The organism is Maribacter litoralis (assembly GCF_902506355.1).
Lineage (GTDB): Bacteria > Bacteroidota > Bacteroidia > Flavobacteriales > Flavobacteriaceae > Maribacter > Maribacter litoralis.
In genome coordinates, this window is the sequence record NZ_LR733271.1 from 3,140,859 (window position 1) to 3,164,808 (window position 23,950).

The 23,950-nt window shown below is 35.2% G+C and carries 22 protein-coding genes, 2 tRNA genes and 1 rRNA gene; 13 read left to right on the top strand and 12 right to left on the bottom strand.

Features of this window, described 5'->3' with window-relative positions; all coding sequences use genetic code 11:
• The first annotated feature begins 1 nt into the window (after position 1).
• Positions 2-1,954 carry an OmpA family protein gene (locus EXIGUO8A_RS13200; protein WP_159303494.1) on the top strand — a complete coding sequence of 651 codons (1,953 nt, stop codon included), beginning with the start codon at positions 2-4 and terminating at the stop codon, positions 1,952-1,954.
• Between the two features lie 115 nt (positions 1,955-2,069).
• Here the strand turns inward: EXIGUO8A_RS13200 and EXIGUO8A_RS13205 are convergent.
• Together EXIGUO8A_RS13205 and EXIGUO8A_RS13210 are read right to left on the bottom strand one after the other, a co-directional pair.
• A tRNA-Lys gene (locus EXIGUO8A_RS13205) sits at positions 2,070-2,142 on the bottom strand.
• Between the two features lie 96 nt (positions 2,143-2,238).
• Positions 2,239-2,314: transfer RNA gene (locus EXIGUO8A_RS13210), tRNA-Lys, on the bottom strand.
• Positions 2,315-2,457: 143 nt separating this feature from the next.
• Here EXIGUO8A_RS13210 and EXIGUO8A_RS13215 point away from each other — a divergent pair.
• Positions 2,458-2,973 (top strand): shikimate kinase, encoded by a 516-nt coding sequence (locus EXIGUO8A_RS13215; RefSeq protein WP_159303495.1) that lies wholly within the window; start codon positions 2,458-2,460, stop codon positions 2,971-2,973.
• On the opposite strand, the gene EXIGUO8A_RS13220 is transcribed toward EXIGUO8A_RS13215, so the two are convergent.
• Together EXIGUO8A_RS13220 and EXIGUO8A_RS13225 are read right to left on the bottom strand one after the other, a co-directional pair.
• Positions 2,965-3,462, bottom strand: coding sequence for a phosphoribosyltransferase family protein (locus tag EXIGUO8A_RS13220; protein WP_159303496.1), 498 nt, complete (start codon positions 3,460-3,462; stop codon positions 2,965-2,967). The genes EXIGUO8A_RS13215 and EXIGUO8A_RS13220 overlap by 9 nt on opposite strands.
• Positions 3,463-3,510: 48 nt before the next feature.
• Complete coding sequence (locus EXIGUO8A_RS13225) at positions 3,511-3,939, bottom strand: RNA-binding S4 domain-containing protein (protein WP_159303497.1); 429 nt, start codon at positions 3,937-3,939, stop codon at positions 3,511-3,513.
• Between the two features lie 78 nt (positions 3,940-4,017).
• On the opposite strand from EXIGUO8A_RS13225, the gene EXIGUO8A_RS13230 reads away from it, so the two are divergent.
• A complete protein-coding gene (locus tag EXIGUO8A_RS13230; protein WP_159303498.1) occupies positions 4,018-4,977 on the top strand; it encodes an FKBP-type peptidyl-prolyl cis-trans isomerase in 960 nt (319 codons plus the stop codon).
• A gap of 70 nt (positions 4,978-5,047) precedes the next feature.
• Here EXIGUO8A_RS13230 and EXIGUO8A_RS13235 read toward each other — a convergent pair whose 3' ends face one another.
• Positions 5,048-5,638, bottom strand: coding sequence for a porin family protein (locus EXIGUO8A_RS13235; RefSeq protein ID WP_159303499.1), 591 nt, complete (start codon positions 5,636-5,638; stop codon positions 5,048-5,050).
• A gap of 238 nt (positions 5,639-5,876) precedes the next feature.
• Here EXIGUO8A_RS13235 and tgt point away from each other — a divergent pair, with 238 nt between their 5' ends.
• From tgt to EXIGUO8A_RS13265, 6 genes are all read left to right on the top strand, one after another.
• Entirely contained in the window at positions 5,877-7,007 is a 1,131-nt protein-coding gene (gene tgt, locus EXIGUO8A_RS13240; protein WP_159303500.1) for a tRNA guanosine(34) transglycosylase Tgt, read from the top strand.
• Positions 7,007-8,089 carry an LptF/LptG family permease gene (locus tag EXIGUO8A_RS13245; RefSeq protein ID WP_116770892.1) on the top strand — a complete coding sequence of 361 codons (1,083 nt, stop codon included), beginning with the start codon at positions 7,007-7,009 and terminating at the stop codon, positions 8,087-8,089. Before tgt ends, EXIGUO8A_RS13245 begins: the two co-directional genes overlap by 1 nt.
• Positions 8,076-8,975, top strand: coding sequence for a DMT family transporter (locus EXIGUO8A_RS13250; protein ID WP_159303501.1), 900 nt, complete (start codon positions 8,076-8,078; stop codon positions 8,973-8,975). The genes EXIGUO8A_RS13245 and EXIGUO8A_RS13250 overlap by 14 nt, the downstream gene beginning before the upstream one ends.
• A 49-nt stretch (positions 8,976-9,024) precedes the next feature.
• Positions 9,025-9,978 carry an acetyl-CoA carboxylase carboxyltransferase subunit alpha gene (locus EXIGUO8A_RS13255; protein ID WP_116770894.1) on the top strand — a complete coding sequence of 318 codons (954 nt, stop codon included), beginning with the start codon at positions 9,025-9,027 and terminating at the stop codon, positions 9,976-9,978.
• 166 nt (positions 9,979-10,144) lie between these two features.
• A complete protein-coding gene (gene dnaB / locus EXIGUO8A_RS13260) occupies positions 10,145-11,695 on the top strand; it encodes a replicative DNA helicase (RefSeq protein WP_116770895.1) in 1,551 nt (516 codons plus the stop codon).
• A 209-nt stretch (positions 11,696-11,904) separates the two neighbouring features.
• Complete coding sequence (locus EXIGUO8A_RS13265) at positions 11,905-13,125, top strand: asparagine synthetase B (protein WP_236564540.1); 1,221 nt, start codon at positions 11,905-11,907, stop codon at positions 13,123-13,125.
• Positions 13,126-13,216: 91 nt separating this feature from the next.
• Here the strand turns inward: EXIGUO8A_RS13265 and EXIGUO8A_RS13270 are convergent, their stop codons facing one another.
• Both EXIGUO8A_RS13270 and EXIGUO8A_RS13275 read right to left on the bottom strand, forming a co-directional pair.
• A complete protein-coding gene (locus EXIGUO8A_RS13270) occupies positions 13,217-14,584 on the bottom strand; it encodes a hypothetical protein (RefSeq protein ID WP_159303503.1) in 1,368 nt (455 codons plus the stop codon).
• A 20-nt stretch (positions 14,585-14,604) separates the two neighbouring features.
• Positions 14,605-17,022: a TonB-dependent receptor gene (locus EXIGUO8A_RS13275; RefSeq protein WP_159303504.1), complete on the bottom strand. Its 2,418-nt coding sequence runs from the start codon at positions 17,020-17,022 to the stop codon at positions 14,605-14,607.
• Between the two features lie 147 nt (positions 17,023-17,169).
• Between EXIGUO8A_RS13275 and EXIGUO8A_RS13280 the strand changes: the two genes are divergently transcribed.
• Positions 17,170-18,141 carry a helix-turn-helix domain-containing protein gene (locus EXIGUO8A_RS13280; protein WP_159303505.1) on the top strand — a complete coding sequence of 324 codons (972 nt, stop codon included), beginning with the start codon at positions 17,170-17,172 and terminating at the stop codon, positions 18,139-18,141.
• 37 nt (positions 18,142-18,178) lie between these two features.
• On the opposite strand, the gene EXIGUO8A_RS13285 is transcribed toward EXIGUO8A_RS13280, so the two are convergent.
• Positions 18,179-18,973: an HAD family hydrolase gene (locus EXIGUO8A_RS13285; protein ID WP_159303506.1), complete on the bottom strand. Its 795-nt coding sequence runs from the start codon at positions 18,971-18,973 to the stop codon at positions 18,179-18,181.
• 92 nt (positions 18,974-19,065) lie between these two features.
• On the opposite strand from EXIGUO8A_RS13285, the gene EXIGUO8A_RS13290 reads away from it, so the two are divergent.
• Together EXIGUO8A_RS13290 and EXIGUO8A_RS13295 are read left to right on the top strand one after the other, a co-directional pair.
• Positions 19,066-19,488 (top strand): secondary thiamine-phosphate synthase enzyme YjbQ, encoded by a 423-nt coding sequence (locus tag EXIGUO8A_RS13290; RefSeq protein ID WP_159303507.1) that lies wholly within the window; start codon positions 19,066-19,068, stop codon positions 19,486-19,488.
• A 34-nt stretch (positions 19,489-19,522) separates the two neighbouring features.
• Positions 19,523-19,801 carry an EF-hand domain-containing protein gene (locus EXIGUO8A_RS13295; RefSeq protein WP_159303508.1) on the top strand — a complete coding sequence of 93 codons (279 nt, stop codon included), beginning with the start codon at positions 19,523-19,525 and terminating at the stop codon, positions 19,799-19,801.
• A 36-nt stretch (positions 19,802-19,837) separates the two neighbouring features.
• Here EXIGUO8A_RS13295 and rplT read toward each other — a convergent pair whose 3' ends face one another.
• The 4 genes from rplT to thrS all read right to left on the bottom strand — a co-directional run bounded on the left by rplT (position 19,838) and on the right by thrS (position 23,118).
• Entirely contained in the window at positions 19,838-20,182 is a 345-nt protein-coding gene (gene rplT / locus EXIGUO8A_RS13300; protein ID WP_027064529.1) for a 50S ribosomal protein L20, read from the bottom strand.
• A 98-nt stretch (positions 20,183-20,280) separates the two neighbouring features.
• On the bottom strand, positions 20,281-20,478 hold the full coding sequence (rpmI, locus tag EXIGUO8A_RS13305) for a 50S ribosomal protein L35 (protein ID WP_027064530.1): 198 nt from the start codon (positions 20,476-20,478) through the stop codon (positions 20,281-20,283).
• Between the two features lie 113 nt (positions 20,479-20,591).
• Positions 20,592-21,149: a translation initiation factor IF-3 gene (gene infC / locus EXIGUO8A_RS13310; protein ID WP_116770903.1), complete on the bottom strand. Its 558-nt coding sequence runs from the start codon at positions 21,147-21,149 to the stop codon at positions 20,592-20,594.
• A 28-nt stretch (positions 21,150-21,177) separates the two neighbouring features.
• Complete coding sequence (gene thrS, locus EXIGUO8A_RS13315) at positions 21,178-23,118, bottom strand: threonine--tRNA ligase (protein WP_159303509.1); 1,941 nt, start codon at positions 23,116-23,118, stop codon at positions 21,178-21,180.
• A gap of 634 nt (positions 23,119-23,752) precedes the next feature.
• Between thrS and rrf the strand changes: the two genes are divergently transcribed.
• A 5S ribosomal RNA gene (gene rrf, locus EXIGUO8A_RS18860) occupies positions 23,753-23,859 on the top strand.
• Positions 23,860-23,950 lie beyond the last annotated feature (91 nt).

The following is a 23,950-nucleotide window of genomic DNA, read 5'->3' on the forward strand; positions in this document are numbered from 1 at the left end:
TATGAACTACAGAATTAATAACATGAAGTGCTTACTTTTTATAGCTTTTTCATTTGGTTTTATACTTCATGCACAAGACAAGAAAACACAAAGAGCTAAGCAAGATTTTAATAGTTATGCCTATGCAGAGGCAATTGAATCTTATGAAAAATTAGTTAAAGAAGGTTATACTTCAGAAGAGATTTATAAAAATTTAGGAGATGCTTACTATCAAAAAGGTAATTATAATGCTTCGGCATACTGGTATGAACAATTATTTAATCTGTCAGATATAACTGTTGATGCTGAATATTTATACAAATATGCACAGACATTAAAATCAAGTGGAGATTATACAGGGTCCGATGCTTGGATGCAGAAATTCACAGAACAAAAAAAAGCGGATATAAGAGCACTTAAATTCAAACAGAATAAAGATTATTTACAATCGATAAAAAAAAATAGTGGTAGATATGACTTAAAGAATATTGCTATTAATTCAACATCGGCAGATTTTGCTCCTTCTTTTTTTGGTGAGCGATTAATTTTTTCAACAGCAAGAGATACAGGTAGAATTTTAAAAAGTGTGCATAAATGGAACAACAAGCCATTTACCAATCTGTATACTGCTAAAGTTTCTGAAAACGGTGAATATATGGCAGCTGAACGACTATCTAAAAAGCTTAACAAAAAGACGCACGAGAGTTCTACCGCATTTACAAAAGATGGTTCAACGGTCTATTTTACCAGAAACAATTCCAAGAATGGAAATTTTCTTAGGGATAAGGAAGGTCTTAGCAGGTTAAAAATTTACCGAGCAACTTTAATCGATGGTTTATGGAAAGATGTTATGGAACTTCCTTTTAATAGTGAAAACTATTCTGTTGCACACCCTACTTTAAGTAAGGACGAGAAAAAACTCTATTTCGCCAGTGATATGCCTGGAACCTATGGGCAATCGGATATTTTTGAGGTAGATATTAATGAAGACGGCACTTTTGGCGTACCCAAGAATTTAGGAAATGAAATAAACACTGAAAGTCGCGAGACATTTCCTTTTGTTACGGGTGACGATGTTTTATATTTTGCATCGGATGGACACCCAGGTCTTGGAGGTCTAGATATATTTGCAACTAAAATAGATGATTTAAATGCAATTTATATTTTAAATCTTGGAGAACCTGTAAACAGTGTACAAGATGATTTTTCCTTTATTATCGATGAAGAAACAAAAAAAGGTCTTTTTGCATCTAGTAGGGAAGGTGGTGTTGGTAGCGATGACATTTATAGTTTTACGGAAACAAAACCCTTGGATTTAATATGCAAGACGATTATTACAGGCGTTGTAAAAGATAAAGAAACAGGAGGGGCATTAGGTAATACCGAGATCAAACTTTTTAACAGTGAAAATAGATTGGTATCTAGTTCCAGTACAAACGAAATGGGAGTTTTTACCACCGAAGGTAATTGCGCAAAAGGCAGCTATAAAATCGTAGCAAGCAAGAATGATTACGATGAGGGCGAAAGTACCTTTGTAATAGAAAAGGGTGGAGATGTAAGTGATGTGGAGATCATGTTGAATCAAGTAGATAAATCTGCACCTTTAGGAACCGATCTTGCCAAATATTTAAACATAGAACCGATCTACTTTGATTTTGACAAATATTTTATTCGTGATGATGCACGGGCAAGTATCGACAAGGTATTGGCATATTTGAACGAATACCCGAAAGTGAATATACAGGTGCGTTCACATACCGATTCTCGTGCAAACGAGCAGTACAACCAATTATTATCGGAAAATAGGGCAAAGGCTACTGCAGAATATCTAATCGAAAAAGGCATCTCAAGTGATAGAATTTCGTATAAAGGTTATGGGGAAACAACGCTTGCAAATAGTTGTGACAACGCTGTTCCTTGTAGTAAAGAAAACCATCAGCTAAACAGACGATCTGAGTTTATTGTGGTGGAATAAACAGGTGTCCAGAGATATTATAAAAAGGTAAGGAACATTGTTTCTTACCTTTCTTTATGATTATGATAAGGTCTTAAAACAAAAAAACCTTCCAATAACTATTGGAAGGTTTTTGTGACCTGGCTGGGGCTCGAACCCAGGACCCTCTCCTTAAAAGGGAGATGCTCTACCAACTGAGCTACCAGGTCAAAATTTAAAAAGAACTTACAAGGTCTACGAGTTAATAAATCAACTCGAACGCTTAAATAAAAAAGCCTCTTTTTTTTGAAGAGGCTAATATTTAGTGGTGACCTGGCTGGGGCTCGAACCCAGGACCCTCTCCTTAAAAGGGAGATGCTCTACCAACTGAGCTACCAGGTCAAATTCATCATTTCAGAAATTTGTTTCCCTCAATGCGGGTGCAAATATACGTCGTTAACTTTATTTTGCAAGTCATTTTTGAGATAAATTTATTTTTTTTTGAAAACCCTTTTATTTAGTCCAATTTTGTACAAAAGAAAGATGTGAAAATAGTTTTGGTAGGTTATATGGGTAGTGGTAAAACAACTGTAGGTCGAATTGTTGCTAACCATTTGAATGTTAATTTTTTAGATTTAGATGACTATATTGAAGAAGGTGAAAATATGTCTATAGCTTCCATTTTTGAAACTAAAGGGGAGATATATTTTAGAAAAAAAGAGATAGAATACCTTGAAAAAGTTTTTTCAATTGATGATAGTTTTGTGCTTTCATTAGGTGGTGGTACACCTTGTTTTGGAAAAAATATGGAGCTTATTAATGAAAAAACAGCCAATTCTTTTTATTTAAATGTAGGTATAAATGAACTGACCGATCGTTTAAAGAAAGAAAAAAATCATCGTCCAATGATTTCTCATTTAGAGGACGACAAGTTAACTGAATTTATTGGCATGCATTTGTTTGAGAGAAGCTTCTTCTACAATCAAGCACATCATAAAATAAAGAGTAATAACAATACGCCCACAGAAATCGCAGAAATAATCGTGAACAAATTAGTCTAAAAATACCCTGTCATTTTTAGGTTCAAAAAGAACGTTTACATGCTCTTGTAAAGAAGTGGATAAAGAAATTCCTTTGTAATCTGCTTTTACAGGGTATTTCTTATGATTTCTATTTACTAATACGGCTGTTTTAAGCTGTTTTAGAGGTGTTTTGAGAAAGTGGTGAACTCCATAGATCAGTGTGGTGCCAGAATTTAGAACATCATCGACTATAACTACCGATTTGTTCACGAATTCATTATCGGGTAGCGATGTGGTAACTCCGCTAGATAAAGGGTCCTTTTTATCCATTGACAATTTGCACAGTACAATTTTCGCTTCTGTAATCTTTTTAAGTTTTGCTACGATCTTTTTTGCAAATTGTAGCCCACCACCTTCTATACCTGCTATTATAATCTCCGTTTCATAAACGTTGGCTTCATAAATTTGATAGGCTATACGCTCAATTTTATGTTGAATCTGCTGGTGTGAAAGTATGGTCTGTTGCATGTGTAGTTCTTAAAACAATAAAGATAGTTATGTTTTTAAAAATTTTGACTAATCGTCAATTTCTTTACTTGAATTTTCGGTAGGGCTGTTTTCTTCTTTATTGTCATTTGTAGGAGTATCTAAAAACTCATCAATATCACGACGGTCTTTTTTTGTAGGTCTACCAATGCCTTTTTTTCGATAATAATCTTTAGAATATTGTAATAGCTCATTATGTTCAAAGGCTTCTTTTGGCGTAGTATCCTTTCTATATATATCAACCAATTTGGCGCCAACGCGGCTCGGTGGAATATCAAGTACCGTAAATTTGTAATCGATTTGATTTTTTCGTGCCACAATTTCGTCCATGGGGAATACCTCTCTACCTGGTTTGGCGGTAATACCATTTATTTTTACATGACCTTTTTTACAAGCATTGGTGGCAATGTTACGTGTTTTAAAATATCGTGTACTCCACAAGAATTTATCTATGCGCATTATGACGGGCATTTCTTTGTTAACTTCCAAACAAAAATAAGGGAAAATTGTATCTTGCGCGTTTAAAATAAATTATTGATGAAATTGAGAAATGCTTATTTGTTAATAGCTGGTTTACTATTACTAGGGTCCTGTAAAAATGACGATGATGCTATTGGTGAAGTTGTTCCGCCAAGGTTGTTAAGTGAAGTTACCGAGGAGGATGATGCGGAAATCATTGAGTTCTTACAAACACATTTCTACAACGCAGATGAGTTTGAGACGCCCCCAGAAGGTTTTGATTATAAAATACGTTTTGACACCATTGCTGGCGAAAACAGTACAAAACAATCTATTTATGATAGTCCTTATTTAGTTACACAAACAATTACTGTCGATTCTGAAGATTTAGGCAGGGAAGATGATAATGAAATTATAGACCAAACGCTTTATACGTTAGTCGTTAGGCAAGGGATAGTAGAAGGAAAGCCGACAATTGGTGATTTTTCGATTTTAAGATATGAAGGTTTGTTGTTGGACGGTACACTTTTTGACGCCTCAACAAATCAACCGGTTCGTTTTAATCTGTCTACCGTTGTGCAAGGTTTTGGTAACGGAATGAAAAATTTTCAGACAGGTAACGGTCCTATTGAAAATGGTGATGGTACCGTTAGCTATGAGGGCTATGGTATAGGCGCTATTTTTATGCCGGCTGCATTGGCTTATTTTGATTCATCTCCAAACTCGGATGTGCCGACATATTCACCATTAATTTTTAAGGTAGATGCCTTTGCATATGAACCGGATTCTGATTTGGATGGTGACGGAATTCCTTCAATTTTGGAAGATTTAAACGGTAATGGAAATCTTAATGACGATAATACCGATATAGACCTGGAGTCTATTTTTGCTCGTTCAGCTAACCATACTGACAATGATGATGATGGCGATGGTATTTTAACCATCGATGAAATTGAATTGGATGCCGATGGTAATTTTGTTGGTTTCTTAGATACCGATGGTGATGGTACACCTGATCATTTAGATAATGATCTATAATCTAGAATTTTTGAACATAAAAAAACCTCTTAAGAATTCTTAAGAGGTTTTTTGTTTTCTGTTACTTCATTTATAACATTAATGACAAGCTCAGTATTAATTGATCTGGTCTAGTGTCTATTCTACTTGGACCAACATTGGTAATATTAGTGTTAATGAATGAAGCTTCGTTATCATTAAAACCTCTTTCGTAACGTAGGTCTATTCCAAGTTTACCAAAGCTTACTCCGGCCCCAATGTTCATTCCTACAGAAAAATCATTCTCTACATCATCAATGGTAACTCCATCAAATTCAGTATCTAAAATGTACTGGAAAGCAGGTCCGGCAAAAACATGTAAAGGTCCTATTACGTTGACTCCTAGTAAAACAGGTACATCTAATTTGCTCATATCAAAATCTGCATCGTCATAATCAGATTTTGTCTTTGTATACACCAATTCTGGTCTCAGATAAACTTTTGATGCTCCAATTTTTCCGAAAACCCCTAAGTGGTAACCTACATTTCTATCTGGGTTTCTAGCAGCGTCACCGGCAGACTCAAAATAATCTCCGTTCGCGTTATAGTTTAATCCCCCTTTAATTCCGAATCCAGAATCACTCTGTGCTATTCCATAAAACCCAGAGAGTGCCAAAAAAGCTACTAAAAATGTTTTTTTCATATCGTTGTTGTTTTAAGTGGAACAAGTATCAAATACAATACCAAATGTTCCATTTCTCGTTATATCAGGAGAACGGAGGTAAAATATCTTTATTGTTTGCCTACGCAATTGGGTCAATTTCAATTTTATTAGGATACAATTCAACCTAATTAGGTTTAGGTAGTTCGTAAACATCTTTGCTTTTTATTAAGTTTTTACCACCTACAGTTCATTATATTTGCAGCTAGAATTAGAAAGTTTGAAATTTACATTACATACTACCGATACACAATCGAAAGCAAGGGCAGGAACCGTTGTTACCGATCATGGTGCCATTGAAACCCCAATTTTTATGCCCGTTGGTACGGTTGCATCTGTAAAAGGAGTGCACCAAAAAGAATTAAAGGAAGAGATAAACCCCGATATAATTTTAGGTAACACCTATCATTTATTTCTTCGCCCTAAAACAGAAATTTTAAAAAAAGCGGGCGGACTCCATAAGTTTATGGGTTGGGATAGAAATATTCTTACCGATAGTGGTGGTTATCAGGTATATTCTTTATCTGGGAATAGAAAGATAAAAGAGGAAGGAGTAAAATTTAAATCGCATATAGATGGATCTATGCATTTATTTACACCTGAAAATGTAATGGAAATTCAGCGTGTAATAGGTGCCGATATTATCATGGCTTTTGATGAGTGTACACCATACCCTTGTGAGTATAATTACGCTAAGCGCTCTATGCACATGACGCATAGATGGTTAGATAGATGTATTAATCATTTGGAAAAAACACCATATGAGTACGACTATGAACAAACATTTTTTCCTATTGTTCAAGGATCCACTTATAAAGACCTAAGAAGACAATCTGCCGAATACATAGCCAATGCGGGTGCCGAAGGTAATGCAATTGGCGGTCTGTCGGTTGGTGAGCCAGCTGAGGAAATGTATGGTATGACCGAGGTAGTATGTGAAATTTTACCAGAGGATAAACCACGATATTTAATGGGTGTTGGTACACCTATTAACATATTAGAGAATATAGCGTTGGGCATAGATATGTTCGACTGTGTAATGCCGACTAGAAATGCTAGAAACGGAATGTTGTTTACGGCACACGGTACCATTAACATTAAGAACAAAAAGTGGGAAGACGATTTCTCACCTATTGACGAAATGGGAACAACTTTTGTAGACCATGAATATTCTAAGGCGTATTTAAGACATTTGTTTGCCGCCAATGAATATTTAGGTAAACAAATTGCAACAATTCATAACTTAGGCTTTTATATGTGGTTGGTGCGCGAAGCGCGTAAACATATTATAGCAGGTGATTTTAGAACCTGGAAGGATATGATGGTTAAACAAATGGATAAAAGGCTATAATGCTATCAATAATAGATAAATACATTCTTAAGCGGTATTTGGCAACTTTTTCGTTGATGCTCTTATTGTTTATTCCCATAGGTATTATGGTGAATTTGGCAGAGCAGATCGGTAAAATGATCGATAACGAAGCGCCATTGGACGAAATTGTAATGTATTATGTAAACTTTACTATTTACATCGGTAATCTATTATTTCCTATATTTTTATTTCTTTCTGTTATTTTCTTTACTTCTAAATTGGCTAACAACACAGAGATTGTTGCAATTTTAAGTTCGGGAGTGTCTTACGGTCGGTTTTTAAGACCTTATATTATAGGGGCTTCAATGATTGCTGTACTCATGTTCTTTATGACCATGTTTATTGTGCCCAATGCCAGTGTAGGCTTCAATGAATTTAAATACAAATACTTAAAAAAAGGTAAACAGGATAGGGTTACCAATAACATATTTAATCAGCTAAACGAGACCGATTTTATCTACGTGAGTAGTTTTGATCCTGCAAGGCAGTTAGGACATAATTTTACCTTTGAGCGCTTTAAGGAAAATAATGAACTCGATTTTAAGATTTCTGCTGCCAATATACGTTGGGTAGATAAAGACTCTAGCTACCGTTTAACATCATATAGAAAAAGAACGGTTATTGGTGATACCGCTATTATAGAAAGCAAAAGAAGGTTAGATACTATTTTTGCGTTTGACATAGGTGATTTAACACCAGTTTCTTATGTAGCCGAGACCAAGAACCTTTTTGAGTTGGATACCTTTATAAAAGATCAAAGGAGAAAAGGAGCTTCTAATATTAATACCTATGTACTTGTAAAATATAAAAGATGGGCTTTACCATTAACAGCTTTTATCTTGACGATTATTGCGGTATCCGTTTCTTCAGTGAAAAGGCGTGGTGGTATGGGAGCTAATTTGGCATTCGGTATTTTAATTGCCTTCGTATTTATCTTTTTTGATAAGGTGTTCGGTACCCTTGCAGAACAATCTGGTTTTTCTCCGTTGTTGGCTGTTATTATACCCAACGTAGTATTTGGATGTTTGGCTTTTTATCTACTTCAAAATGCAAAAAGATAGACTACTTAATCTACTGCATTTACACTTTATTGTTTTTATTTGGGGCTTTACGGCTATTTTAGGAAAGTTGATCACCATAGATTCACTTCCATTGGTGTGGATAAGAATGGGGCTGGCTACTCTTTTTATTATAGTTTATATAATCATTGCAAAATTTAGCCTAAAAATTTCAAGAAAAGCGTTTTGGTGGTTGCTTGGTGGTGGTATTGTTGTTGCAATGCATTGGGTAACATTCTTTTTGGCGATTAAAGTGTCTACGGTATCCGTTGCTTTGGCTATGATGTCTACAGGTGCATTTTTTACCGCTTTGATGGAGCCATTTTTGTATAAACGAAAAATTATAGGCTATGAAATCTTTTTCGGCTTATTGGTGGTTATTGGGCTGTATTTAATTTTTAAAGTCGAAACCCAGTACGTATATGGCATGACCATAGCTTTAATATCTGCATTTTTAGCTGCGGTTTTTTCTTTGATCAATGGTAAGCTGGTACAGACCCATAAACCATCTATAATATCTTTTTATGAATTGGGAATTGGTGTTTTATTCTTAACGGTAATTCTTATGGTTAAAGGCGATTGGAGTATGAGCTTAATCATTTTATCAACTTCAGATTGGGTCTATTTATCCATATTGGCTCTGGTATGTACTGCGTATGCTTTCATTGCCTCTGTAAAAGTGATGAAAATATTAACGCCCTATACGGTTATGCTTACTACAAATTTAGAGCCAGTGTATGGTATTCTGTTAGCATGGTTTATATTTGGCTCAGAAGAAAAAATGAAACCTTTGTTTTATGTGGGAGCCTTAATTATACTCAGTACGGTCATTGCGAACGGTATTTTGAAACAAAGAGCAAATATTAAAAAAAGGGTACCCAAGATTTAGGTATTAAAGTTTTATCTTTGAGCCGCAACTAAAGAAACTTTATTGAAATATGGAATATTTGGATTTTGAACTTCCTATTAAAGAATTGGAAGAGCAATTGGACAAGTGCATGGTAATTGGTGAAGAAAGTGATGTAGATGTTACTGAGACCTGTAAGCAAATAGAAAAAAAACTTTCTGATACTAGAAAGGAGATATATAAGAATTTAACTGCTTGGCAGCGCGTACAGTTGTCAAGACATCCAAATAGACCTTATACGCTAGATTATATTAAAGCTATTTGTGGTGATACGTTCTTAGAGCTACACGGGGATCGTACCGTAAAAGACGATAAGGCTATGATCGGTGGTTTGGGTAAAATTGGTGATCAGAGCTATATGTTCGTTGGTCAGCAAAAAGGGTACAATACCAAAACACGTCAATATAGAAACTTTGGTATGGCCAACCCAGAAGGGTATAGAAAAGCACTACGTTTAATGAAATCTGCAGAAAAGTTTCAGGTACCAGTAGTTTGTTTTGTAGACACACCTGGTGCATATCCTGGTATTGAAGCAGAAGAAAGAGGTCAAGGTGAGGCTATTGCAAGAAATATTCTTGAAATGACGCGCTTAAAAGTACCTGTAATTGTAGTTATAATTGGTGAAGGTGCTTCAGGTGGAGCTTTAGGTATAGGTGTTGGTGATAAGGTACTAATGTTAGAAAATACATGGTATTCTGTAATTTCACCAGAATCTTGTTCTTCTATTTTATGGAGAAGCTGGGAGTATAAGGAAAGAGCTGCTGAAGCTTTGAAATTGACCGCGACCGATATGAAGAGGTTGAAACTTATCGATGAAATTGTTCGTGAACCTGCAGGTGGTGCACATGCCAACAGAGAAAAAACTTTTGAGACGGTAAAAAATAAAATTTCTTCTCATTTTGAAGAATTGCAAAAGTTATCACCAAAAGAATTGGTAAATCAGCGTATGGATAAATATGCCCAAATGGGTGTTTTTAACGGCTAATCTGCATTTTAGGCTTCTAAAAAATATACCGAGGATTTTATTCCTCGGTTTTTTTATGTTATCAACAGAAAATTGTAATTTATTAACAATCAATTGTTAGTCAACTGTGAACATCGAAATCAATGTTTTTCACGTTAACTAAAGGTTAATTGTATACTTTCGCATTATGGAGAACACTAAACCTTTTGTAGGTCGAAAGATCGACAAATCTACTATTATAAACCTTGAAAAAGGGAAAATTCCGCCACAAGCCGTTGATTTAGAGGAGGTTGTGCTGGGTGCTATGATGATAGATAAAAAGGGTGTCGATGAAGTGATCGATATTTTACACCCCGATGTTTTCTACAAAGATGCTCATAGATTTATTTATGAAGCTATCTTTATTCTCTTTGAAGAATCGCAACCTGTAGATTTATTAACCGTTTCTTCTCAACTTAAGAAAGCTGGTAAATTAGAGGTTTGTGGGGGTGATTTTTATCTGATTAAGCTCACTCAAAAAGTAGCTTCTTCTGCACATATTGAGTTTCACGCCCGTATCATACTTCAAAAGTATATTCAACGTAGTCTGATCAAAATTTCAGGAGAAATTATAGAGGAGGCCTATGATGAGGCAATCGATGTTTTTGATTTGTTAGATACTGCCGAAGCAAAACTTTATGATGTTACCCAAGGGAATCTTAAACGTTCTGCTGAAACGGCTCAAGATTTGGTTATACAGGCTAAAAAACGAATTGAGGAGATTGCCGGTAAAGAGGGTATGAGTGGTATTCCTTCTGGGTTTGATAAGTTAGATAAACTTACGTCGGGCTGGCAACCAAGTGATTTAATTATCGTTGCAGCACGTCCTGGTATGGGTAAAACAGCATTTACCTTATCCATGGCAAGAAATATGGCCGTGAATACAAATACGCCCGTAGCATTCTTTTCCCTTGAAATGTCATCGGTACAGCTTATAACCAGATTGATTTCTTCTGAAACGGGATTGTCTTCAGAAAAATTAAGAACTGGTAAATTAGAAAAACATGAGTGGGAACAATTGAACGTAAAGGTGAAATCTTTAGAGAAAGCACCTCTGTTCATTGATGATACACCTTCATTATCCATTTTTGATTTACGTGCAAAGGCAAGGCGACTTGCTTCTCAACATGGTATAAAAATGATTATGATCGATTATTTGCAGTTAATGACGGCTGGTGGTAGTCAAAAAGGAGGAAACAGGGAACAGGAGATTTCTACTATTTCTAGAAACTTAAAAGCTTTGGCAAAAGAATTGAACGTGCCTGTAATCGCATTATCTCAGCTATCACGGGCCGTAGAAACTCGTGGGGGCAGTAAGAGACCGATTCTTTCGGATTTGAGGGAATCTGGTGCTATTGAGCAAGATGCCGATATTGTATCGTTCATATATAGACCTGAGTATTATAAGATTGAAGAGTGGGATGATGAAGAGCGTACACCAACGCAAGGTCAGGGTGAATTTATTGTAGCTAAACACCGTAATGGTGGACTCGAAAATATTAGATTGAAGTTTATCGGTAATCAAGGTAAATTCGATAACCTTGATGATTTTGACTCTCCGTTTGAATTTCAATCAAAAATGAATGCGAACGAAGAGAATCCTTTTGCCACTAAAAACTTGCCAAGTGCAGATGATGCCTTTGGTAGTAGTATGAACAATAGTCCAGATTTTGAAGAGGACAATGATGTGCCATTCTAATAGTTGGTGAATCATAAAACAAAAAAGTCTTCGTTTAGAAGACTTTTTTGTTTTTATAACAATTCGTTTTGCTAATTCAGCGTTATCTTAACTATCAAGGGGTTAACAAGTTCTTGATTATTCTACCTTATAATTTGCTCTATCTTTGAGTGAATGAAATATAATATATGTTTAAAATTATAACCTCAGTCTTTTTTCTTTTTTTATCAATGCAAATGTTTGCGTCATCAATTTTAATACCGATGGATGCCGACACTCAAAAAAATCATTTAAAAGCATACGGTATTACCTATTGGGTATTGGCAAAGCAACAAAAGGTACAATGGTTGCTAAATTACCGAGGGGGCTCATTTTTATTGCCCGATGGGGAAAGCATTAGAAAAGAATGCCAAATTAGGGGCGTAAGCTTTGAAATAATTTCTGATGGACAAGCAAACGCTATTTTAGATGAAATCGGTAGTCCTTCTAAAAATCAAGATGCGGTAATACTAGAAAAGGCTCCAAGAATTGCTGTATACTCGCCAAAAGATAAACAACCTTGGGACGATGCGGTAACAATGGCACTGACCTATGCCGAAATACCATACACCACAATTTATGATGAAGAGGTGTTGGGCGATAAGTTGGCATTGTACGATTGGCTTCATTTACATCACGAAGATTTTACAGGTCAATATGGTAAATTTTATGGAGCTTATAGGGCAACTCCTTGGTACATAGAAGGAAAGAAAAATGCGGAAAAATTAGCTAAAAAATTAGGGTATGATAAGGTTTCTGAAGAGAAAAGAGCCGTTGCGTTAAAGATTAGAAACTATGTAATTGGTGGTGGCTTTATGTTCGCCATGTGTTCGGCAACAGATAGTTTTGATATTGCCTTGGCTGCAGATGGTGTTGATATTGTTGAGCCAATGTTCGATGGTGATGCATCAGACCCTAACTACCAAGCTAATTTGGATTTTGGAAAGACCTTTGCCTTTACAGATTTTATTTTGGAACGTAGCCCGCTTAAATATGAATTTTCTTCTATTGATATGACAAGCAAAAGAGGTAATGTACCAAAAGAATCTGATTATTTTTCTTTAATGGATTTTTCAGCGAAATGGGATCCAGTACCTACAATGCTTTGCCAAAATCATACATCTTTAGTAAAAGGTTTTATGGGGCAAACTACTGCTTTTACCCGTTCTGAAATTAAGCCAACGGTATTAGTATTGGGCGAGAACAAAATAAATGAAGAGGCAAGATATATTCACGGTATAAAAGGGAAAGGTTTTTTTACTTTTTATGGAGGCCATGATCCAGAAGATTACCAACATAGGGTAGGGGACCCTAAAACGGAGTTAGAGCTGCACCCTACTTCACCAGGTTATCGTTTAATACTAAACAACGTGCTGTTTCCGGCAGCTCGAAAAAAGAAACAGAAAACCTAATTGTAATTTTAATAGTAATAGAAAAAAATAAAAAACCGTTATCAAAACGACTGTTTTGATAACGGTTTTTTTATAACAGTATTTAGGACTACTAGAATACTCCTATAAAGTGACTTCCTGTAGCATTTACTAATTCAGCACCTTTAGTAACTGCACCAGTTTCTGTATCTACAACATAAATGTTTCCGTTTTGCCCAACAGCACCTTGAGTAAGGTAGATTTCAGTTCCTTCAACTACAAATCCTTGGTATTGGAATAAGTAGAAATCTGGATCGTAAGGGATATCTTCGATCTTTACTGCAGTTTGAGCATTCAAATCAACTAGGGCAAAGAAACCTTGAGCTCCTGCAAGACCAATTTCTGATCCATTATGACGGTAAGCTAAAACAGCTTTGCCATTTGCAGCTGGTCTCCAGGCAAGAACATATGCGCCTTCTACACCTAAAGCATCATCTAAATTAAAATCGTACGTGTCATCATATTCATTATCGGCATCAATTTTTAAGATATGTGATCCTTCTGGGTCATTTTGGTTTGCTTGGTAAACACTACCATTATATTCAAAAGCATTAATACTTCGGTAACCATTTGTATCACCATGACCTACTGTAGAAGTAATAACCGTTGGGTTCATTAGAGATGGGTAGTCCAAAATTATAGTTTTAGAACCTAATTTGTCATAATCACTATCACTTTCTGCTGTAGCAGGATCTACTTTGCTTAAACGAGCACCAATATATAATTTATCTCCGGCTGCGTTCAAAGTTGGCATGTCAATTCTAGAAATATAATAACCTTCGGCTTCTTCTTCAGCAGATAAGGGTACGCTGTGCTCTTGGAATTCAATTATAGAAGAATTTACCAAGTCTAGAGTTACAACGCCAATTGTAGCTTCGGTACGCGTGTAGTTGTCGTTTTCGTCAAATTCATTTTCATTAGAAACGTAAACCGCTGCACCAGTTTGGTCCCCGTCAAAAAGTTTTATCCATCTTGGGGCCGTACCTACATATGGAGCAATACTTACCTCTGAACCAGATGGTGTAAAGGTTTGTCCGCCTTCAACTGTGTACTTGGTGTAGTTTCCACCGGTATCACCTGCATAGCTAATATTAAAAATTGTATTTCCATCTTCTGAAGATTGTAATCTGGCCGTTCTGTTAGAAGGAGCTATAAACCCGTTTTCAAATGGGTCAATAGAAACTGTAGGGTCTTTTGCTTCTTCACTTGTTACCGCATAAATTAAGGTACCTCCGTTACCATCGCCTGGTTCATCTCCCATCTTGGCACCTGCAACGGTAATCCATCTTGACTCTTCTTCAACCGGTTCTTCGGTGTCTGGTTCTTCAGTATCGGGATCTGTTGGTACAACGGTATCGTCATCACTGCTACATGCGGTCATTAGACCGGCTGTTAAAATAACGGCAGCAAATGTTTTAAGATTTAGAATTGTTCTTTTCATTTTCTGTATTGATTAAAAGATTAAAATTTATTAATTGCGTAATTTAATTTTAGGTAGAATGCTCTTCCCGGTTTTTGTACGGATAGGTTATCGTAAACCGGTTCGTCAAAAATGTTTTTAATATCAAAACTCAGCACAAATTTATTATTAGGAAAAGCATAGCTTAAACCAATATCTTGAGCTAATTGTCGTGGTACCTCAAAAAACTCATTGCCTACGGTATTGCTACCTTGTGCCGTTAAGAATGAAAATTCATCAGTGAAATACACATTATAGAAGGCATTAAGTCTAGACTTCTTTTGTATCAAGTTTTTAAACGAATAACGTAAACCGCCGTTCATTGTAAAGAAAGGAGTGTTGGGAACATCGATTTCTATTCCTTGATTTTCTATTTTCAGGTCGAACTTTGATATATTGAAATTCAGACCAAAATTGTTATTGTAGGAGTAATTTAATTGAGCATCAAACCCTTTTGATGTGCCGCTACCTTGGTTTACATAAACGATTAGTTCATCATCTATATTTAATGATGTTTCTATAGGTAAACCTATTCTATCTTTAATGTTTCTCGTAAAAACATTGGTAGAAATGGTGAAGGCATGTTTTTTGATATTAAAATTGCCAAACCGAAATCCTAAATTATAGTTATTACTACTTTCGGGGTCAATACTGGAATTCGCTACTACATTATCTCCATCATCCCCGAATACTTCAGTCTCGTTAGGTAGGCGTATTGCTTTTTCTGCAGAAGTCAATAGGGTAACGTTCGGAACAAATTCATAGGATGCAGCAAACCCATAGCCATTGTAATTATTATTACTGCTAACGATTTCGTCTACAATTACATCGTTTCCGTTTTCATCGGTTTCTATTGCGGGGTCGGCACTTGTTGTTTTTTGTTGATAGTGTTTTCCAAATAAACTGGTCTTCAACTTATCATCAAAAGCAGAAACTTCATAGGTAAGAGAGTAAATATTTTTCTTCAAATCCCTGGTTCCTACAAATGTGTTTTCCAATACAGACCTAAGGGCATCACTATCTTCTCTGTCTATACCACTATATACATGGTTCGCTGATATTTTATGATGATTGTTAATAGCATATGAAACGCCTGTTCTAATAGAAGCTACATTTCTTTTGATTTTAGCCAAAGTAGGTCCGCCTTCTTGTTGTGAGCGCCATGTATATTGATATTCATCACCTCTAAAATCTATAGCACGTTCACCTGTCCAACTATAGGCCCAAGATACCGTATCGTTTACCGCACGGTTTCTTTTTCCATATAAACCGTTTATGTTTACATCAAGCCCTTTAGTAAATAAATCTTTCTTTTGGTATGTTAAGCTACCAAGTAAAGCGTCAGATTCTAAAAATCTATCTTTATAAGGTGTTATGGTCATAAATGCACCATGTTGCACTTCTTTGTAGTCGTCCGATCCCGTAATACCAACAAAGAATTGATCTGCCCATTTCACATCTGTATATCCTATTTCGGCTTTTCCTCCGGTTGATCTGTAAGCATCATTGAACCTTCTGGCGGTAATGGGTGTTTGTACACCTCCAAGTCCGGTTACAACAACACTACGACCAGATACTTTATAGTCATTATCTGAATAATTATGGAACAGCGAAGCTTTAACTGTAAGCCCTGTTTTTTCAAAGCGATATAAGCCGTTTACACTTGCCTGTAAGGTGTTAAATGATCCGTAAGATACTGATGCATTAAAATTTGTTTTTGCATCATTATGCAGTACTATATTAATGGCTCCGCCCAATGCATCATCTGCCAAATGTCCGGGAACCACTCCTTTATAAACTTCTATATTCTTAATCATAGAAGGCGGGATGCTGTTAAGATTGAAGGAGTTACCGTAAGTGGAGATAGGTATACCATCAATAAATATACGAACAGAGTTGCCCGACAAGCCATTTAAACTATAAGTTACTTCAGAACCCAGACCTCCGTTTTGACGAATTTTTACACCAACGGTGGTGTTCAGTAATTCGTTTGTCTGTATATTTCTTAAGCTGGCTTCTTCTGTTTTTATGGCACTTACGGCAAATCCTTTGGTTTCGATCTGTGTTTCTTTAGACTTTCCGTTAACGTTGACTTCATCTAAATTTTCAACGTTTTCTTTTAATATGTAATTGACCTTAATATGGCGGCTATTTTCAACAATTTCAATGGCTTTAGACTGTGTAGTGTAACCAATAAAAGAGACTATAACATTGTATTTGCCCAGAGGTATTTTTTCGATAGTAAATTGACCATTATCATCTGTAAGTACACCTAATTTTAGACCTTGTATAAAAACACTTGCAAACGGTAATGGTTTGCCAGAATTGTCTTTAACAGTACCTGAAACTGAACTTGAAATTTCCTGAGATTGAGCACAAAGAAACAGTGAAAGAAATATGACAGTAAAGAAGTTTTTCATTTGGTATAAAAAAGGTAACTATCTTTATTAAGATTTAGTCTAAATAAATTAGTTTTGCAAAACTAAAGAAGGTTCTAAGAGGGTAGTACCGAGAAAGGAATTTAAACATACGCAAAAGGAAGTATTGATTTCCGTGAGAACAAGTATATGAGAGAGGAGTTGTTAAGGAAAGAAATAAGGGTAAAAGAACTGTTTAGAAATAGTTTTTTAGATAACTCCGTACAGTTCAATGAAGTAGAGGTTACTACAAAAGATAATAGTTCTTTTGTTAGAGGGGCAGATTTCTCAAATACAGAGTTGTTGCAAGAATTTAATTCTGAAATTTGTGTTTCTAGCGATAAACATTTAATAAAATTACATTTCTCATTAGAAGGCACCTATTGTTATCAACCGCTTAGGCATATAAAATATCTAGTTCAAATACCAGAGAATCATTGCAATATGTTTTATTACCCAATAACTGAAGGAAGAGATATATTTTATAAGGGTAACGCGAAATCATTTGAAATATATGTAAAACCTAAATTACTGAAGAATCTGTTAGGCAATGAATTTGAAGAGTCTTTTGAGAAACTGAAGAATGCCATTCAAAACTCTAATTCATTTGTATTGTGGGATAAGAGTAAATTTATTCCCCCTAATATTCGTAGTAAAATAAATGAAATTATTCAATGTCCTTATAATGGAGAAATAAGGAAAAAATATTTAGAAAGTAAATTGACCGTCTTGTTGATCGATTTTCTTTTGGGTCGACAAACTTCTAAGGTTTCAAAAAATAATGTGAAATTATTGAATACTGACTATCTTGCTTTGGTTAGGGTAGAGGATCATATCAGAAAAAATTTAAAGGAACCCCTGAAAATAATTGATTTAGCAGATTTAGCGGGGTTCAATTCTACTAAGTTAAAAAGAGATTTTAAAAAATTGTATGGAGTAACTATATTCAAATATATAACTGCGCTAAGAATGGAAGTGGCCAAAAGTTTAATTACCCAAGATGGGGCTACTATTGCTCATGCCGCATATGAAGTTGGTTATGCAAATCCGCAACATTTCACTACTGCTTTTAAAAGAACAATGGGGTATGTGCCAAGCGAATTAAAACCTGCGGTAAAATAGTACTTTTGCTACTTTCGGAAAGCAGAATTGATTGGTGTTATTTAATAAGGAGCTTAAGTATGTGTTCTACGCCATTGTCATCATTGCTTAATGTAGTGTATTTTGCAGCTTTCTTTACATTTGGGTGCGCGTTCTCCATAGCAAACCCATAATCTGACAATGCCAACATTTCTAAGTCATTATTGTAATCTCCAAATACCATTACCTCGTCAGATTTTAGATTATAGCTTTCCATAAGTTTGATCAATGCATAGCCTTTGTGTGCATTTATATTGGAAATGTCCAACCAATTTTCTCCGGACACTTTTACCTTTAAATCTCCCTCATAATGTTTTACATAGGGGTATATATGCTGTTCGGAACTTTCAAAATGATAGATAGCAATTTTTATGACTTCAGAATTGAATGCACTTAAGTCATCAATGATTTTAAACTCGGTATAATACTCCGCTAGTTTGCTTACGAACTCCTCTGATTTTCCTGTCAAGTATGCCTCATGTTTACCGCACAAAACGGGGTGAATATTAGGTATTGTATTTAAAGTTTTTAGAATATCTTGAACATGGTGGTCTTCTAAAGGAGTGACTAAAAGTTCTGTTTCTTTCTTCTTTGCAAAACCGCCGTTTTCAGCAATTACAATTATATCGTTCTTTATTGGTGCAAGTTTGTCAATAATACTATTATATTGTCTGCCACTTGCAGCTACGAAAGTAATGCCTTGAGAATTTAATTGTTTAAAGAGGTCAAAGAATTGGTCGCTGACTTTGTGATCTGAGTTTAGAAGTGTTCCATCCATGTCAGAAACAACCATTTTAATCTTCGATAAATCCATATATTTCTAAATTTGAGACAAAGATATTTGAATGCGGCTTAACGTAGTTATTATTGCTCAAAGTTTTACCTTTATTTAATAAATTATAGTGTATGAAGTTATTTCAGAATGAATTTACTTTACCTGCGTATAAACGAGGTTTTCATATTATTACAGATAAAGTATTATCTAAAATACCGGAAATCAATAAAGTTGATAATGGATTTCTTCAGGTCTTTATAAAACATACGTCTGCTAGTTTAACAATAAATGAAAATGCAGATCCTACAGTTCGTGATGATTTTGAGTCTCATATTAATAAAATGGTGCCAGAGAATGCGCCATATTATAAGCATAATTACGAGGGCTCAGATGATATGCCTGCACATATAAAAGCATCTTTAATGGGAGCTTCAGTTCAAGTACCTGTAACGAACGGAAAATTGAATATGGGGATATGGCAAGGTATTTACTTATGCGAACATAGAAATTATGCTTCTGGTAGAAACATAGTTCTTACGTTGTGGGGAAATTGAATTTTTTTATAAATTAAAATAAAAGTACGATAGTATGACAACAGAAGAATCTATTTTAAATAAAATTCAAATATTGATTACGAACCATTTTGAAACTCCTGAAATGGCATTCAACTTTTTTGATGAAGATAATGATCAGAAACTAACAAAATCTGAAATCGTAAAATTATTGAAAAAAGCTGAAATTAGTGGTTTTATACGGGGTATTGTTTCTTCAAAGCTTATAGAAGGTTATGACAAAAATGGAGATGAGCTTATAGATTGGCTAGAGTTTAAATCGGCAATAGCTAAAATTAAAAAATCCGACTCATAAGAATCGGATTTTTCAAAAAGTGAGATTGTTATTAATTTATTTTACCTGATCTACAACTGCCTTAAAGGCGTCTGGGTGGTTCATTGCTAAATCAGCAAGAACTTTTCTGTTAAGTTCTATGTTGTTAGCTTTTACTTTTCCCATAAATTGAGAGTAGGACATTCCGTGTTGTCTGGCACCTGCATTAATACGGGTAATCCATAATGAACGAAAAGTTCTTTTCTTGTTTCTACGGTCTCTATAAGCATATAACATTGCTTTTTCAACCGCGTTTTTGGCTACTGTCCAAACGTTTTTACGTCTTCCAAAGTAACCTTTGGCTTGCTTCATCACCTTTTTTCTTCTGGCTCTGGAAGCTACTGCATTTACTGATCTTGGCATTTTTTCTAATTTTTTTTGTAGTAGGCGCCCTGTTTATTTTAAGGAACTTTTATTGCCTAACTCCATGGTTAATAATTTTACCTTTTAAAGAACTGAAATTACTTTAAACGTAATTGTTCTTTAATACTGTTAACATCTGCTTGATGAACTAAACCATCATGAGTTAACTTAAGCTTACGCTTTTTAGATTTTTTAGTCAAAATATGACTCTTAAAAGCGTGCTTTCTTTTAATTTTACCGGTACCTGTAAGCTTAAAACGCTTTTTAGCACTCGATTTTGTTTTTTGTTTAGGCATTTTCTCCTAGTTTATATATTAATCTCACTTTGCATGCTAAACGCTGCCTACAAAAGCAAGCAGCGTTCAGTATTTTAAATACTTCGGTCGTTGAACGATGCCGAAGTGTTATGTTATTTTCCTTTAGATTTCGGCGCAATGAACATTGTCATTCGCTTTCCTTCTAATTTAGGCATCTGCTCTACTTTTCCTAATTCTTCTAATTCAGATGCTAATCTCAATAATAAAATCTCCCCTTGGTCTTTATAGACAATTGATCGTCCTTTAAAGAAAACATACGCTTTTAATTTAGCTCCTTCTTTCAGGAACTTTTCAGCATGCTTCTTTTTAAATTCATAATCGTGGTCGTCAGTGTTGGGACCAAATCTTATTTCTTTTACGACAACCTTTGAAGCTTTGGCTTTCATGGCCTTATCTCTCTTCTTCTGCTCGTATAAAAACTTTTTATACTCCATTATCTTACAAACAGGAGGGTCTGCCTTTGGAGAAATTTCAACCAAATCCAAACCTAATTCTTCTGCTTTTTCAAGAGCCTGAGGAAAAGGATATACACCTACTTCAACATTGTCACCTACTAACCTAACTTTAGGGGCAGTAATCTTCTCATTAATATTATGAGGATTCTTATTTTCCCTTCTAGGTTGCGGTCTAAATCTTTTACGTATTGCTATGACTAATTCTTTTTAATTAAACTTTTATTTAAAACGTCTTTAAGGTACTATTTATTTCTGTGTTTACCAAGTCTGTAAATGTCGCAATGCTTATTGCTCCTAAATCTTCACCTCCATGTCTTCGAACAGATATAGTGTTGTCTGCCTCATCGTTTTCTCCTACGATCAGCATAAAAGGTATCTTGGCCATTTCTGCTTCACGTATTTTTTTGCCTACAGTCTCATTTCTACTGTCTACAAGGGCGCGAATTTCGTTATTTTCTAGGGATTTTAAAACTTTTTCGGCATATTTTTCATGTTTTTCGCTTACAGGTAAAATAATAGCTTGTTCAGGTGTTAGCCATAGTGGAAAATTACCTCCTGTATGTTCCAATAATAAAGCTATAAAACGCTCCATGCTACCAAAGGGTGCACGGTGTATCATTACCGGTCTATGTAGTTCATTATCACTGCCTTTATAACTTAAGTCGAATCTTTCTGGTAAGTTGTAATCTACTTGTATCGTGCCTAGTTGCCATTGTCTTCCAAGGGCGTCTTTTACCATGAAATCCAATTTCGGACCATAGAAAGCAGCTTCACCTGGTTCTACGATAAAGTTCAGTCCTTTTTCTTTTGCGGCATTAATAATGGCTTGCTCTGCTTTTTCCCAATTTTCTACAGAACCAATATACTTTTCAGGGTTGTCAAGGTCGCGTACCGAAACCTGTGCTGTAAAATTTTCAAAACCTAAAGAACCTAATACATATAATGATAGGTCAATTACATTTTTAAACTCCGCGTCTAATTGATCTGGTGTACAAAAAATATGTGCATCATCTTGCGTAAAGCCGCGTACTCTTGTTAAACCATGTAATTCGCCACTTTGCTCATATCTATATACTGTTCCAAATTCAGCAAATCTTTTTGGAAGTTCTTTATAGCTATAAGGTTTAGTGTTGTAGATTTCACAGTGATGAGGGCAGTTCATTGGTTTCAATAGAAATTCCTCGCCTTCTTTCGGTGTGTGTATGGGCTGAAAGCTGTCTTCGCCATATTTTTCATAATGTCCAGAAGTTACGTATAATTCTTTCTGTCCAATATGTGGTGTAACCACCATTTCGTAACCGGCTTTTTTTTGTGCTTTCTTTAAAAAGTTCTCCAGTCGCTCTCGTAAAGCGGCACCTTTTGGTAACCATAGTGGTAATCCTTGACCAACTTTTTGTGAAAATGTAAATAATTCCAATTCCTTACCTAATTTTCTGTGGTCTCGTTTTTTTGCCTCTTCTAAAAGTGCTAAATATTCAGTTAGCTCTTTCTGTTTAGGAAAAGAAATACCATATATACGGGTAAGTTGTGTGTTGTTTTCGTTGCCTCTCCAATATGCACCTGCTACACTCAGAATTTTAATTGCTTTTACAATACCTGTGTTAGGAATGTGACCACCTCTACATAAATCTGTAAATGTATCGTGATCACAAAATGTTATAGTGCCATCTTCAAGATTTTCAATTAATTCAACCTTGTACTCATTGCCTTGTTCTTTATAAAATGATAGAGCATCAGCTTTTGATATCGCTCTCATTTTATAATCATGCTTTCCCCGAGCTATTTCTAATGCTTTCTTTTCTATTGTGGCGAAGTCTTTTTCCGATATGGAGCCATTGGGTAAGTCAACATCATAATAGAATCCATTTTCAATTGCAGGTCCTATAGTTAACTTAACTCCAGGGTATAACTCTTCTATGGCCTGTGCTACAATATGTGAAGTGGAATGCCAAAAAGCTGTCTTCCCTTCCTTGTCTTTCCATGTGAATAGGGTTAAGGTGCCGTCCGTTTCTAACGGAGTAGTGGTTTCAACAATGGTTTCGTTGAATTTTGCAGATATAACGTTACGTGCTAATCCTTCACTTATGCTTTTTGCAACGTCCATTGGAGTAGTTGCTTTTTCAAATTCCTTGACCGATCCGTCGGGAAGTGTAATTTTAATCATTTCTCATACATATTATAGGGTGCCAAAGATAATATGAACTATCCATGTCCGCAATAGAATAGTGTTATGTTTTGAAGTGTCTATATAAAGTATATGATGTCATGTTATATGGTTTGATTCGTTTTGCGGTAATTTGGTCTTGGTTTTAAGTGTGATAATTTTTAAAATTTGGTGTTTATGTATTAATTTTTTTATTAAATTTAATACCGCTTTTTTTTATTTTAAAGTTAAATAGCTGTAAATAAATATGTTGAGATTTTATATGGAAAGTCTTTCGATTTTTTATGTAAAAAGTCTTGTGTAATGGAAAATAGGTTGTAGATTTGCACCCCGCAAACGAGGAAGATAATTTGGAATCGGGAGTTGGAAATAGGTTCATATATATGTTGTTTTGGTTTGGCGAAAAAAAAAGAAAGATATTTTTTTCGATAAAAGTTGCCAGGTTAAAAAACAGTTGTATATTTGCAGCCGCTTAGGGAAACACCTAAGGGAAACGAAGCGAAAATGTCGTAAGATCTTTGGAGCCGAGTGGATAGAAGTTCATTGAAATATTGTGGAGATTTAAGAATCGAGTTCAGGTGAGGACCTGGACGAGAGGAACACGAATTAAGAAACATACGAATATAGTATACCGCGAGGTATATATAAGGAATCACCCCTTACCATTCCGAACAGGGAAGTTAAGACCGTTTGCGCCGATGGTACTGCTATACCAAGTGGGAGAGTAGGTAGCCGCCTTTTTCGAAAGCCCCTTACATCAATGTAAGGGGCTTTTTTTATGGAATATATTCTAATACTTGATTGATCTTTTAATAATTTTAATATAATTATA

Coding starts and splice junctions, on each gene's coding strand:
- EXIGUO8A_RS13255 (WP_116770894.1), top strand. CDS start 9,025: ATGGAATATTTGGATTTTGAACTTCCTATTAAAGAATTGGAAGAGCAA.
- EXIGUO8A_RS13230 (WP_159303498.1), top strand. CDS start 4,018: ATGAAATTGAGAAATGCTTATTTGTTAATAGCTGGTTTACTATTACTA.
- EXIGUO8A_RS13295 (WP_159303508.1), top strand. CDS start 19,523: ATGACAACAGAAGAATCTATTTTAAATAAAATTCAAATATTGATTACG.
- EXIGUO8A_RS13200 (WP_159303494.1), top strand. CDS start 2: ATGAACTACAGAATTAATAACATGAAGTGCTTACTTTTTATAGCTTTT.
- EXIGUO8A_RS13265 (WP_236564540.1), top strand. CDS start 11,905: ATGCAAATGTTTGCGTCATCAATTTTAATACCGATGGATGCCGACACT.
- EXIGUO8A_RS13275 (WP_159303504.1), bottom strand. CDS start 17,022: ATGAAAAACTTCTTTACTGTCATATTTCTTTCACTGTTTCTTTGTGCT.
- EXIGUO8A_RS13225 (WP_159303497.1), bottom strand. CDS start 3,939: ATGCGCATAGATAAATTCTTGTGGAGTACACGATATTTTAAAACACGT.
- rplT (WP_027064529.1), bottom strand. CDS start 20,182: ATGCCAAGATCAGTAAATGCAGTAGCTTCCAGAGCCAGAAGAAAAAAG.
- EXIGUO8A_RS13245 (WP_116770892.1), top strand. CDS start 7,007: ATGCTATCAATAATAGATAAATACATTCTTAAGCGGTATTTGGCAACT.
- EXIGUO8A_RS13285 (WP_159303506.1), bottom strand. CDS start 18,973: ATGGATTTATCGAAGATTAAAATGGTTGTTTCTGACATGGATGGAACA.
- EXIGUO8A_RS13220 (WP_159303496.1), bottom strand. CDS start 3,462: ATGCAACAGACCATACTTTCACACCAGCAGATTCAACATAAAATTGAG.
- rpmI (WP_027064530.1), bottom strand. CDS start 20,478: ATGCCTAAACAAAAAACAAAATCGAGTGCTAAAAAGCGTTTTAAGCTT.
- dnaB (WP_116770895.1), top strand. CDS start 10,145: ATGGAGAACACTAAACCTTTTGTAGGTCGAAAGATCGACAAATCTACT.
- EXIGUO8A_RS13280 (WP_159303505.1), top strand. CDS start 17,170: ATGAGAGAGGAGTTGTTAAGGAAAGAAATAAGGGTAAAAGAACTGTTT.
- EXIGUO8A_RS13270 (WP_159303503.1), bottom strand. CDS start 14,584: ATGAAAAGAACAATTCTAAATCTTAAAACATTTGCTGCCGTTATTTTA.
- EXIGUO8A_RS13290 (WP_159303507.1), top strand. CDS start 19,066: ATGAAGTTATTTCAGAATGAATTTACTTTACCTGCGTATAAACGAGGT.
- thrS (WP_159303509.1), bottom strand. CDS start 23,118: ATGATTAAAATTACACTTCCCGACGGATCGGTCAAGGAATTTGAAAAA.
- EXIGUO8A_RS13250 (WP_159303501.1), top strand. CDS start 8,076: ATGCAAAAAGATAGACTACTTAATCTACTGCATTTACACTTTATTGTT.
- EXIGUO8A_RS13235 (WP_159303499.1), bottom strand. CDS start 5,638: ATGAAAAAAACATTTTTAGTAGCTTTTTTGGCACTCTCTGGGTTTTAT.